An 11,226-nucleotide genomic window follows, 5' to 3' on the forward strand; every position below is an offset into this window, starting at 1 on the left:
TTTGGATCTTTTTGCGGGATCAACAACGCTGGATTGAGCGTGCACGCATTCTCGATATCGAGGGTGACCTGGTGACAGTCCGGTATGAAACCGAAGAAGATGACGAAGTTTGCTCCTGGGAGGAGATGCTTCGCTTAGAGAGTATTGGTTCTGTAATGCAAAAATTGGCGACTGTGCCGCGTGGCGATGTCGAGCCGCTCGTCTCAGAAGACTGCCCTGAAGCAGAGCGCATTCGCAACCATCAGCCTGACAACGAATAGCGCAAACCAACCCTCAAATAATTCAGGATTGTTCAATAATGCCCCTGTCCATCAGGGGTTATTTTTTGTTTTAAATCTTCGCGTTGCTGACCTGGCAGTGCTAATCCGGCGGATGAATTCTGTAAGGATGGTTTACAAACCACCCCTAGCGCAAAACTCCCTATCCGAGAATCCTGTTTCCATTCAGCCATGCCTAAATCTTTATCTCATCTAATTCTCTGTTTTATCTAATTCTTTCTTCTATTTTTTTGTTCTATAAGTATTCGCGCAGAAACTCAAACGGGTCATCTTCCCAGCAAGGTTCGGGGCATCGCCAGTCTAGATTTTGCAAAATATCAGACTCGATCGCTTCAATTTCGTTCTGGTTAAAAAGCTCAGTCAGCACATGCAGATCACGTCCCCGAAGCGGAATTGACTGGGCTGAAATGAACTGTTCCGACGAAGAAGTATTCTCATGAAAGAGTAAGGGACTGCTGGCATCAAGCAGCGAAGGAAGCGGTTCTGGTTTGAAGGGATTGATCGCAGTAGAAGCGTTCGCCGAACGGGTAGCTAATGGCTCTCCATCTTCAAAAGAAACAGGCAGAGTTGGGGGACAAGCGCGAGGGGCAGATGGCATCATGATTGAGTTTAGGGGGCTGAGCAAAACCGAGAACATGGCTTGCAAGCATCTTAAACTGTTTTTGCAAAGAAATGTGAGGGCTAGTACTCAAAAAAGACTGCTCTTGCCTGTGTTTTTACGGAAGGGCTGGGGTTGCGATCGTATCAGCACTGCGCTACAGAACGATCAGCCGCAGCAGGACAAGGGTAAATGCACGGGAACTAGGCGAACTTGAAACACTTCAGCAAAGGCACGGGCAACCTGTTGTCGAACCCGATCGATCTGGATATCGGGAATAAACTCTGCCAGACTTCCCACCGGTCGATCACCAATGCCGCAGGGAATGATGTGCTGAAATCCTGACAAGTCGGGACAGACGTTGAGTGCGAAGCCGTGCATCGTAATCCAACGGCTTACCTTAATACCGATCGCAGCCACCTTGCGCCCCTCGACCCATACCCCCGTTAGACCTGGAATTCGATCGCCCTGAAGCTGATAAACTGCTAGCACCCGAATTAACACTTCTTCGAGCTGGCGTAAGTACCAGTGCAAATCCTGCTGATAAAAGCGAAGATTCAAAATCGGATAGCCCACAAGCTGACCCGGACAGTGGTGAGTTACTTCGCCGCCGCGCTCAATCCGAATCACCGGGTAGGGCGAATTTGAGACATCAAACTTCAGAAATTCAAGGCTGGAACCCTGCCCCAGGGTGTAAACAGATGGGTGTTCGAGCAGAAGAAAAATATCATTCTCGGCGGGGTCACTGTGCTCGGAGTTCGCGAATTCGCTTTTATCAGAGCCGCTGACTAAGCGATCGGGCTGCAACCGTTCTTTGATCAATCCGTGTGTGCGTCTTTCAGCAACCCATTTGCGCTGCCAATCCCAGGCAGTTTCATAGGGAACCAGTCCCTGATTGTAGAATAAGCACGGTCTGAGCAACACAGAATTTTTCAAATTCCCGATCTACTAATCTACTGGGTGAACGCAAAATAGATCAACATTAATTAAACAGAAATTAAACTGAGAATTTGTCCGCTCTGGTCAAGAATTATCAACGGATGCAAATGATTTTAAACGAGACTGTTGTCCCCGATACAAGGTGCTAGGGTGAAAGTGTGAACCCAGTTCTCAGGGGAGGAAGCTCTTATATGAAGCTTGTTATCCAGGGCAAAAACATCGAAATTACTGACTCGATTCGTGAATACGTCCATCAGAAAATTGAGAAAGCCGTCAGCCATTATCAGCATCTCACAATGGAAGTGGACGTTCACCTGTCAGTTGCCCGCAACCCCCGGATAAACCCAAATCAGACCGCAGAAGTTACGATTTACGCCAATGGCACAGTTGTGCGTGCTGAAGAAAGCAGTGAAAACCTCTACGCCAGCCTAGATCTTGTCGCCAATAAAATTGCCCGTCAGCTTCGCAAATTTAAGGAAAAACGCTACGAACAGGATCGTGCACCCGTGAAAGCCACTGCGGTGATTGAAGAGAAACCCGTCGCTGCGACTTTGATTGACACCGATCGCACCCCAGAACTACCTGCAGAAGTGGTGCGAATGAAATACTTCGCAATGCCGCCGATGACCATTCAGCAGGCACTAGAGCAGCTTGATCTGGTTGACCACGATTTCTTTATGTTCCGCAACATTGAAACAGGCGAAATCAACGTGATCTACGAGCGCAATCATGGCGGCTATGGCGTGATTCAGCCTCGCAACGGCAACGGTCACACCAACGGCAAATTTGCCGAAATTGCTCATGCTCACCACCCCGAAAACGTAAATAGCAACGGATACGCAAACGGACACACGAACGGAAAAGTAAGCCAACCTTAAGGGACTTCACTTCAGTCGAGGAGGGATTGGCTTTGATCGAAACCAGAGGACACTAGACTGGAAAGAAATTGTGCAGTCCTAGGTCTACCTATTCCTCCTCCAATTTTTTATGTATACCTACGCTTTTCTGCATACGCCTAAGGCTCCTTTGGTGCTCATTAAGGGCATTAGCGGAACTTTAGAAACCGTGAAAGCCGATCGCCTCTTAGCAGTGGTTGAGCCTGAGCTCACAGTAGACTCTCTGCAAACCAACGATGAGCAGCTTATGCAGGCAGTCCTGAAGCATGATCGGATTATTTGCGATTTGTTTGCTCAGACAACGGTGCTGCCGCTGCGGTTTGGCACGTATTTTGTCTCGAAAGAAGCACTGCTGGCACATCTCACCGATCGTCAGACTCAGTATCTCGATCAGCTTGCTCGACTGGATGGCAAAGCCGAGTATTTGCTGAAGCTAATTCCAAAACAGGAGCCAGAAACGGTGATCGCCCCGAATCTAAAGGGCAAAGACTATTTTCTGGCAAAGAAGCAGCGCATTCAGGAGCAGGCAGACTGGCAGCAGCAGCAGCAAATCGAGCGATTGAATCTGATGCAGCATTTCACCGAAGCCGGAATTTTGCATCAGGCGGTTGAGAGTCGGGAGGGGATTGAGCGGCTTTATTTGTTGGGAGATCGATCGGGCGAGGAAAAGCTGCGGGGGGTGCTGGCAGGCTGGCAGGCGCAGTGTTTACGCTGGGAGTTAGATTTGAGCGGAGCTTTGCCGCTTTATCATTTTGTTTAACTCTATTTGTTTAGCTCTATCATTTTTTCCAGAACACTTTGTCTAGAACAATGAGCTTCGTTTTCGGCTTTTCAGCCCCTAAATTCCCATTCTGGGGACTCTGAATGTTCTACAGCTTAAATAATCCTTCTTCCTGAGGCGTAATTTCCCCTCTAACAATAATCACTGTACGGTTTGTATTGCGAGCGATCGACTCTGGAATATTGCCTTTGATCACCTGCTGAAGCAGTCCCTCGCGGCTGGCTCCCAGCATAATGACATCGCAGCGTTCGGAGCGCGCAAGGTCAAGAATGGTGTCAGAAATCGATCGTCCACAGAGCGATCGGGCTGTGACCGGGCAGGGGAGTTTGAGCGTGACTTCGGCAAAAAGCTGCTTCAGGTAGGCAGTGTCGTGGCTGGAGGGCGTGTCGTCAAACACTTGACAGAGATGAACATCGGGCTTGGTTGAAAGCATGGTGAGGGTAGGAAGTAACCGCACAGCTTGCTGGGCATTAGGTCCGCCTGCGACAGGAATTAGCCAGCGATCGAATTTGACGATATCGCCGAGCTTCACCATCATCACTTCGCAGTCTGCCTGCCGAATCACGGTGTCTACAATGTTGCCAAACACGCGCCCTGGCGAAGTCGTGCTGCCTTTCCAGCCCATCAGGAGCAGATCGATATGGCGTTCCTCGATCGCTTCTAAAATTGCCTGAGCTGAATCGTGTGCCAACCGTACCTGCGTATGAATAGGGACTTCTGAGGCGCGTCCGATTTGCTCTGCTCGTTTCAGCAGTTTGCGGCTATTAGTAGTGCGAATGCTGGCTTCTGAAGGCGAAGTTCCACGCGGTACACACACCACCTGAAGACATTCCAGCTCGTAGTCTCGTTCACGGGCGATCGTTGCTGCTAGGCGCAGGAGCAGGGGAGCGGTATGGGGATTGCTAAGCGGTACGAGGAGCCGTCCTTTTCCGGTAGCGGGCGATCGGGTTTGGTAAACCACGTAGGAGGGTTCAGGCTGGGGACCGAAGGATTTATTCTCACCGCTAATCTGGTCTGCTTCGGCACGAATAATATCGGCGCGGGTGATAATGCCGACGAGCTTTTGTCCTTCGGTAACGGGCAGACGACTCAGCTTAAAGCGATTGAGCAAAAACAAAACGTGGGTGAGGCGATCGGTGGGGGAAACAGTGACGGGCTGCGGGGTCATGATATCGGCGAGTATTGCAGGCTGCCCCGTGGGAGCATGGCGCGAAGCAAAGCTGTTCCCCGCATGGGGTAGTCGGTCTGCCAGGTCGCTCTGGGTGACAATGCCAATGAGTTTGCCGTTCGTCATGACCGGAAAGCCGCGATGGTGCGATCGAGAAAATGCCTGCACGACTTCGGGCAAGCTGAGGTTGCTGTCTAGCGTTTCGACTCGTCGCTGCATCAGGTCGGCTGCTTTTAGCTCTGTCCAGGCTCCGCTCTTGGTAACGTATTTGTCGAGGTGAATGCCGTTCCAGGCAAGCAAGCGCGTGTAAATCGAACCACTGGCAATGCGATCGGTAATCAGGTAGGCGATCACCGAACCGATCATCAGCGGCAGCACTAGATTAAAGTCCGTGGTGATTTCAAAAACAATGACGATCGCCGTAATGGGTCCACGGGTGACAGCACTAAAAAATGCGCCCATTCCTGCCAGCGCATAGGTTGATGGATCGCTAATGCCAGCGGGAAAGCCGAGCGGAATGCCCACCATTGTTTCGAGCGTTTGTGCCCCATAGCCCACCAGATGCCCTAATGCCGCACCCAGCAGCAGAGCCGGAGCAAATAGCCCACCCGGTGTCCCGGCTCCATAGGCCAGCAAAGTCAAGCAGAACTTAATCACAAACGCTAGCAGGGTCAGATGCCAGGGCGCATCGCCCGTACTCAAAAACTCTTGCAGCCCCGAATTATCGCGAAACTCCGGCGGCAAAATCACCACGACTGCCCCTGAAATCAGCCCTGCTAAGCCAATCTTCATTGGCAGGCTCAACCGAGTTCCCCAGGGAAGCTCCCGCCGAAATAGTGCCAGGCTGGCAAAAATCCCCTGGCTAAACAGTCCGCCCAGCAGCCCCGCCAGCAATCCCAAAATCAGAAAAAACGGCACATCCTGAAGCGAAAAGCTGACCTGCGACTCGGTGACGATCGAATTCAGATTCAACCCCTGCCCACCAATTAGCCGCGACACGACCGCTCCAATAAACGAAGCCAGAATCGCCGTCCCCAGCGTCAGCCCGGAAAAATCCTGCAAAAACTCCTCCACGACAAACAGCACCCCGGCGATCGGCGCATTAAACCCTGCCGCCAACCCCGCTGCTGCCCCTGCCGCAATCAACTGTCTGCGATATTCGGGCGACGTGGGAATCCACTGACTCAACTGGGCTGCCAGAGCCGCACCGACCTGCACCGTCGGACCCTGCCGCCCCAGATTTAACCCGGAGCCAACTGCCAGAATTACGCTGACCAGCTTTATCGCCGCCACACGTAGATTAAGAGCGATCGGCACATTTGCCAAAGCCGCTTTCACCTGAGGAATGCCACTTCCTGCCGCTTCGGGAGCCAGCCGCTCGATCAGCCAGCCCGATAACACGCCGCCCACCAAGCCGATCGCAGGCAAAACAAACCAGACAGGCATCTGATAAGACAACTGCACCCGCCAACTGCCTACGAAGCCAATACCCCACTTCAGCACGACAGCAGACAGCCCGGAAACCACCCCGATAACACAGGCTTCAAAAATTGCCAGCTTCGAGCCAGACATCAGGGAGCGAAACCGATTTGGCAGGGTGAGATAGCCCATGTTAGACCGCAGCAGAGGGAAAGCCTAAACTATCCTCATAGTGCCTGATTTATAACGAACTGTAACTATTGACTAGGAGCTAACCTGACGGTATCTTGCCCATTCGCGATCGAGTGCCTGCTGCCATCGAGCAGCAAGTTCTAGATCCGTAAAGGGAACCTGAACAGACTCATTCGAGAGTTGAAACTCGATCGCCACCTGTTTGCTTTTCTCAGGCAAATTCGCCGGGTCGATCGTCTGGTCGTTTGCCTTGAGCCAAATGGCCTGCACTTGCTGGAGCGAAAAGGTTTGCAGGTCTTTCATGCCTTTGCGAGTTGGTTTGCCCCAGGTGATTTCGCTGCCCTTTTGTCCCAAAACCGCGTAGATATCATACTTGGCGCGATCGAATCCCTCCGCCCAGAGTCGATACGCCTCTACTTTTTGATACTCGTTCCATCCTGCCCAGGCTAGCCCGATAAACAGCACCAGCAGCGGCAACCACAATAAACCCCGTTCCATCGCTAAAAACCAATAAAAGAATCAGGCAACGAGCGGCTGACAAATTTCATCTGCCAGGACTAGCTCTTCGGCGGCGATCGTCTGAATCGCTTGCTTCATAACCGTCTCTGGGTCGTGACCCTGTTCAATTTGCTTTAGCCATCGCTGTGCCTCGTTGCCTTCACGCAGGATTTTCTTCAGTGGCAGCAGGAAGCAGCTAAATCCCCCCTGTTTTGCCGTTCCCCAAACTTCCTGATACAGCTCCTCGATCCAGTCTCGTGCCAGAATTGTCCGCCCATCGCGCCAGTGTCGCAGTTCGGCATCGAGGCTGAGTTTGGCAGCGGCGGTTTCGTTGGCATCGGTAAGAGCGACCAGGGCTTCGGCTCGATCGCTAGCAGGCAAAAGGCTGGATTGAAGCGGGTCGAGTTCGGGGTGCTGAGCAATCTGGAGTATCCTTGCCTCTAGCAGTGCCGTGAGCGCGAGCAGGGCGATCGGGTCGGTCATCAAATCGCAGATTCGTAGCTCCAGACGGTTAAGGCTGTAGGGACGATGATCGCCATTCGGGCGCACCGAAGACCAGAGATGACGGACATTTTGCATCGTGCCTTTTTCAAGCTGTGCTTCAGTCCAGTCGATATAGTGGCGATGGCTTTCAAATAAAGGCACATGGGCAGGTGTTTTGGGAAACAGTCCCCATCGGGTGGAATGAAACCCCGTGACGTTTCCATCCAGAAAAGGCGAGGCAGCACTGAGGGCAAGATACAAGGGAGCCTCGACGCGCACTAATCGACAGGCTCTCATCAACGTTTCTGGGTCACTAATGCCAATGTTGATGTGAATGCTGGCAGTCACGACCGTTGTGCCGTAGGTCTGCTCGATGTAGCTGTGGTAGGGATTGCCCGGATCAGAGCGATAAAACCGATCGCTCCCTGCCAAAGCCAATGTACTGCCGGGAATCAGCGTGTAGTTGCCCAACTGGTGCAAATAAGCCCGCAGCTGACGACGAGGACGCACCAGCTCACACAGTAGCCGTTCATAACGATAAAGCGGAGCCGTCGTGTATTCCACATTGCGGCTATCTGGTTCGCGGACAAAGCCATGCAAATTAGCCACAATTTTGTCAGACAACCCGACGATTTCGCCATCTGGTGTGCCCGTGTACATTTCCACTTCAAAGCCTTTCGAGAGCATGGAGAAATTGCCTCTAGTCACAGTTCTATTGTCTCGGAAAAGGAGTCGGCTGCATCGTTCTACCGGGGCACTCCGACAGGGGGAAGTCACCAGGCGAATTTGCAGCATGCCCAAGCGGAAGTCCCATTTATGCTGGGAGACTGCTTTGCATTGCCTGCTCAAGCACAGGAAACAGATCAGGCGCAGTAAAGTTATCAATCACCAGAAACGCGCCCAGGTCGTACAGCTTTTGTGGCTCGTGTGTGGATGCAATCCCCACGGTTGGAATGCCTGCGGCAACAGCAGAGCGAATTCCAGAGGGCGAATCTTCAAAGGCGATCGTCTCGCTTGCTGTCACTCCAAGCTGATCGAGCGCAGCCAGATAAGGCATTGGATCGGGTTTACCACGCGGCAGCTCATCTCCCAGCACCACCAAGGGAAATTCGCTGTCCAGGTGCAGAACTCCCAGCATAAATTCCACATTTTCGAGTGGAGCGTTGGTCACGATCGCCCGCTTGAGCTGATGCTGCTCCGTCCATCTCAATACTTCTAGCAGTCCAGGCATGGGCTGAAGCACCGTGGCAGCCTGCTGTCGAAACATCGCTTCTTTGCGTTCACCGAGTTCGTCACCTTCAGCGATCGTCAACTGCGGCAAAATTTCCGGCACAATTTCCTGATTGCGTCTGCCGCTAAATTTAGCGCGATAGGTGGGGCGATCGATCGTGATGCCATAGGAAAGCAGGATCGATTGCCAGTTTTGAAAGTGAACTGGGTCGGTGTCTGCCATCGTTCCATCGAGGTCAAACAGCAAAGCCTTGAGCATGAATTTTTCCTAGGAAACGCTTAAAAAGTCGAGCTATTCCAGCCCCACATTGCCCCTTTTGAATCCGCAAACTCAATATAGGTACGGTTTGCAGGAACACCGAGGCTCTGATGCACTTGGGTGCAAAAATCCTGGCTCATTGCTTTGGTTTGCGTCGGACTCATCGAACCTACACTCTTGATTTCGATGTAGCACGTCGGGTCAGTCGTTCCGGCAAAGGTCATAGACACACCCGACTCAAACGCCGTCATCACGTAGGATTCTGGCTTGCCCAAATGCTTAGCGAGCGCGGCAGACAACTGCTTAAGCAACGCTTCGACCCGGAGGCGATCGGGCGAGTCAACCGAGGTTTGAATTTTGATTAGGGGCATATTGCACAAGTTCCTTTGCGATTGCTAGCCGCCGTACTGCCAGCCTGTGCTTTCCAGCAGCAGCGGATCACCGTCTCGATGCACCCCAGCCGCAATCACCTCACCCACAAAAACGGTGTGATCGCCCTGTTCGACTGACCCCACGACGCGGCATTCGACATAGCCCAGGGTGTCGGAAATAATCGGACAGCCCGTTTCGCCCAGATAGAATTCGACATCTTCAAACTTATTGCCGATCCGTCGCTGAGGCTTAAAAAACTTCTGCGCCAGCTCCTTTTGCCCCGCTTCTAAAATACTGAGCGCAAAAACCTGGCTTGACTTGATCATGGCGTGCGATCGCGAGTCTTGCTTGACACAGTTGATCACAAGCGGCGGTTGAAACGAACCCTGCATCACCCAGCTTGCAGTAAAGCCATTGACCTCTTCACCCTCTTTCACGCCACAGATATAAAGTCCGTGAGGAATTTTCCGCAGTATTGTCTTTTTTGCCTGTTCGTCTAGCAAGGCGGTGTTCTCCGATCGCGCTACATCGGATAGTGTATCGCATTCCAAATCGGGTTCTCAGGGTTCTGTCTAGTTCCGCTAATTGAAACGACCGCCCATTACTGCTCTAATTCCTTGAAGGTGAGAAGCCTTCTCACAGGGGTTGTTGGAGTCATGAGTTTTTTCCCCCTTTAAACTTAAGCAACTTTAAACTTGAGCAACGGAAACAGCACTTACATCCGCATGACGATCGAACAACACTCGCGGACGCAGCAAAATTCGGAACAGCAGCACCAGCGACTCAAATTCGCCCGGAGAGGTGCGGCGTTTCCATTGTCCCGGACGGCAAAACAGCATTTCGACCAGCAATCGTTGCTGAGCCAGCGTCACCTGCTCAAACATGACCCGCACTGCCAGAAAATCCGGCTGCTGCGTTACCTGCACCACGCGGCCGCTGAGGATTAAGTGATGTTCTAGAATCTCGATCGTTACAGGCAAAACTTCGCCTTCATGGGGGATTGGAAAGTCAAGCTGTGTCAGGGCAATTTCTGCTCCGACTTCTGAAATCATCGTTGTAGTTCCCCAAAAGTCCTGCACTATGTTTGTATCTGTCACAGTCTTTGTATCGGTCACAGTGATCCGGGCGGTGCGGTGCAGGTTAAACCATTCATACAAACTGGGGCGCGGCACATCGAGCAAAATCAGCAGCGCGATGCCCAGCATGATCAGGTTATAGCTGCTCCAGATCCAGCCCAAGCCGATGCCTTTTGCCTGAATTGCCACTTCGGGCGGCACGGTATTCATCCAGGCTCCCTTCAACATACAGAGACCAAAGTTGACCCAGAGGCTGACTGCTGTTGCCACAAACAAAATAATCAGGGGCCACGCCAGATTCCAGTTAAACGAAAATCGATCGCTCGATGTGCCCTTAGGCGTGACTTTGAACCCTTTTGAAAACGGATTGAGCATGACCTGAATCACCGTCAGGGCGAGCGGAAAACACAGCACCAGTGAATAGATATCCGAAAGCAGGGCAGAGCGCGATCGATAATTTAGCCAGGAAAAAACTGAAAGCTGCACCAGATAATAAGGCAAAAAGAAATAGAGCAGTTCCGCCGCCGTTGCCCGAAGCGGGATCACCCCCAGAAACGAATAGGCAAGCGGCATCAGCAGAAATCCAACTCTCGAAATGCTGGTAAACCAGTGCAGCAAACCTTCAAGATGGGCAAGCCGCTGAAGCGGATTCAGTCCGGGAATAGTGAGCGGATTGGATTTGATGAAAAATGCCTGAAGCGTTCCCCTTGCCCAGCGCAATCGCTGAACTGCATGGGCGGCAATATTTTCGGCGGCAAGTCCGGCACTTAGCTTTTCGTCGAGATACACCAGGCGATAGCCCTGCGCTGTGAGCCGAATCCCGGTAAAGTAATCTTCGCTCAGTGAATCGGTTACAAACCCTCCGGCACTTTCCAGAGCACTGCGCCGCACCACAAACGAGGTTCCTGAACAGATTACGCTGCCTGCCCCATCGCGAATTGGCTGGATTTGACGGTAAAAAACTTCTTCTTCAGGAGTTAAGACATCTTCGAGTCCCAGATTGCGGGCGATCGGGTCTGAGTTGTAAAAGCTTTGCG

12 protein-coding genes are annotated in these 11,226 nt (G+C 52.1%); 3 read left to right on the forward strand and 9 right to left on the reverse strand.

Annotated features, from left to right (window positions below; genetic code table 11):
* Positions 1-260, forward strand: a 260-nt coding sequence (locus H6F80_RS16470) for a DUF6679 family protein (protein WP_199296628.1), incomplete at its 5' end; no start/stop codon positions are given.
* 253 nt (positions 261-513) lie between these two features.
* Here H6F80_RS16470 and H6F80_RS16475 read toward each other — a convergent pair.
* Together H6F80_RS16475 and lipB are read right to left on the reverse strand one after the other, a co-directional pair.
* Positions 514-879 (reverse strand): hypothetical protein, encoded by a 366-nt coding sequence (locus H6F80_RS16475; protein WP_190792624.1) that lies wholly within the window; start codon positions 877-879, stop codon positions 514-516.
* A 165-nt stretch (positions 880-1,044) separates the two neighbouring features.
* Positions 1,045-1,800: a lipoyl(octanoyl) transferase LipB gene (gene lipB / locus H6F80_RS16480; RefSeq protein ID WP_190792613.1), complete on the reverse strand. Its 756-nt coding sequence runs from the start codon at positions 1,798-1,800 to the stop codon at positions 1,045-1,047.
* Positions 1,801-2,006: 206 nt separating this feature from the next.
* Between lipB and hpf the strand changes: the two genes are divergently transcribed.
* A complete protein-coding gene (hpf, locus tag H6F80_RS16485) occupies positions 2,007-2,693 on the forward strand; it encodes a ribosome hibernation-promoting factor, HPF/YfiA family (RefSeq protein WP_190792614.1) in 687 nt (228 codons plus the stop codon).
* Positions 2,694-2,802: 109 nt separating this feature from the next.
* Positions 2,803-3,471, forward strand: a complete 669-nt coding sequence (locus tag H6F80_RS16490) for a GvpL/GvpF family gas vesicle protein (RefSeq protein WP_190792615.1) — start codon at positions 2,803-2,805, stop codon at positions 3,469-3,471.
* 109 nt (positions 3,472-3,580) lie between these two features.
* Here the strand turns inward: H6F80_RS16490 and H6F80_RS16495 are convergent, their stop codons facing one another.
* From H6F80_RS16495 to H6F80_RS16525, 7 genes are all read right to left on the reverse strand, one after another.
* Entirely contained in the window at positions 3,581-6,271 is a 2,691-nt protein-coding gene (locus tag H6F80_RS16495; RefSeq protein ID WP_190792616.1) for a chloride channel protein, read from the reverse strand.
* A 72-nt stretch (positions 6,272-6,343) separates the two neighbouring features.
* Entirely contained in the window at positions 6,344-6,769 is a 426-nt protein-coding gene (locus tag H6F80_RS16500; RefSeq protein WP_190792617.1) for a hypothetical protein, read from the reverse strand.
* A gap of 21 nt (positions 6,770-6,790) precedes the next feature.
* Entirely contained in the window at positions 6,791-7,939 is a 1,149-nt protein-coding gene (gene gshA / locus H6F80_RS16505; RefSeq protein ID WP_190792622.1) for a glutamate--cysteine ligase, read from the reverse strand.
* 127 nt (positions 7,940-8,066) lie between these two features.
* The gene (locus H6F80_RS16510) at positions 8,067-8,741 is read right to left on the reverse strand and encodes an HAD family hydrolase (RefSeq protein ID WP_190792618.1); all 675 of its coding nucleotides are present in this window, start codon (positions 8,739-8,741) and stop codon (positions 8,067-8,069) included.
* Positions 8,742-8,761: 20 nt separating this feature from the next.
* Complete coding sequence (locus H6F80_RS16515; RefSeq protein WP_190792619.1) at positions 8,762-9,112, reverse strand: phenylpyruvate tautomerase MIF-related protein; 351 nt, start codon at positions 9,110-9,112, stop codon at positions 8,762-8,764.
* Positions 9,113-9,136: 24 nt separating this feature from the next.
* The gene (locus H6F80_RS16520; RefSeq protein ID WP_242067405.1) at positions 9,137-9,664 is read right to left on the reverse strand and encodes a flavin reductase family protein; all 528 of its coding nucleotides are present in this window, start codon (positions 9,662-9,664) and stop codon (positions 9,137-9,139) included.
* A gap of 138 nt (positions 9,665-9,802) precedes the next feature.
* Positions 9,803-11,226, reverse strand: a 1,424-nt coding sequence (locus H6F80_RS16525; protein WP_190792620.1) for a glycosyltransferase family 2 protein, incomplete at its 5' end; no start/stop codon positions are given.

Source organism: Leptolyngbya sp. FACHB-711 (assembly GCF_014695615.1).
Lineage (GTDB): Bacteria > Cyanobacteriota > Cyanobacteriia > Elainellales > Elainellaceae > Leptolyngbya_A.

What these genes read in the sequence shown, in the direction of transcription:
- H6F80_RS16475 (WP_190792624.1), bottom strand. Translation starts at nt 879, where the DNA reads ATGATGCCATCTGCCCCTCGCGCTTGTCCCCCAACTCTGCCTGTTTCT.
- hpf (WP_190792614.1), top strand. Translation starts at nt 2,007, where the DNA reads ATGAAGCTTGTTATCCAGGGCAAAAACATCGAAATTACTGACTCGATT.
- H6F80_RS16490 (WP_190792615.1), top strand. Translation starts at nt 2,803, where the DNA reads ATGTATACCTACGCTTTTCTGCATACGCCTAAGGCTCCTTTGGTGCTC.
- H6F80_RS16495 (WP_190792616.1), bottom strand. Translation starts at nt 6,271, where the DNA reads ATGGGCTATCTCACCCTGCCAAATCGGTTTCGCTCCCTGATGTCTGGC.
- H6F80_RS16500 (WP_190792617.1), bottom strand. Translation starts at nt 6,769, where the DNA reads ATGGAACGGGGTTTATTGTGGTTGCCGCTGCTGGTGCTGTTTATCGGG.
- gshA (WP_190792622.1), bottom strand. Translation starts at nt 7,939, where the DNA reads ATGCTCTCGAAAGGCTTTGAAGTGGAAATGTACACGGGCACACCAGAT.
- H6F80_RS16510 (WP_190792618.1), bottom strand. Translation starts at nt 8,741, where the DNA reads ATGCTCAAGGCTTTGCTGTTTGACCTCGATGGAACGATGGCAGACACC.
- H6F80_RS16515 (WP_190792619.1), bottom strand. Translation starts at nt 9,112, where the DNA reads ATGCCCCTAATCAAAATTCAAACCTCGGTTGACTCGCCCGATCGCCTC.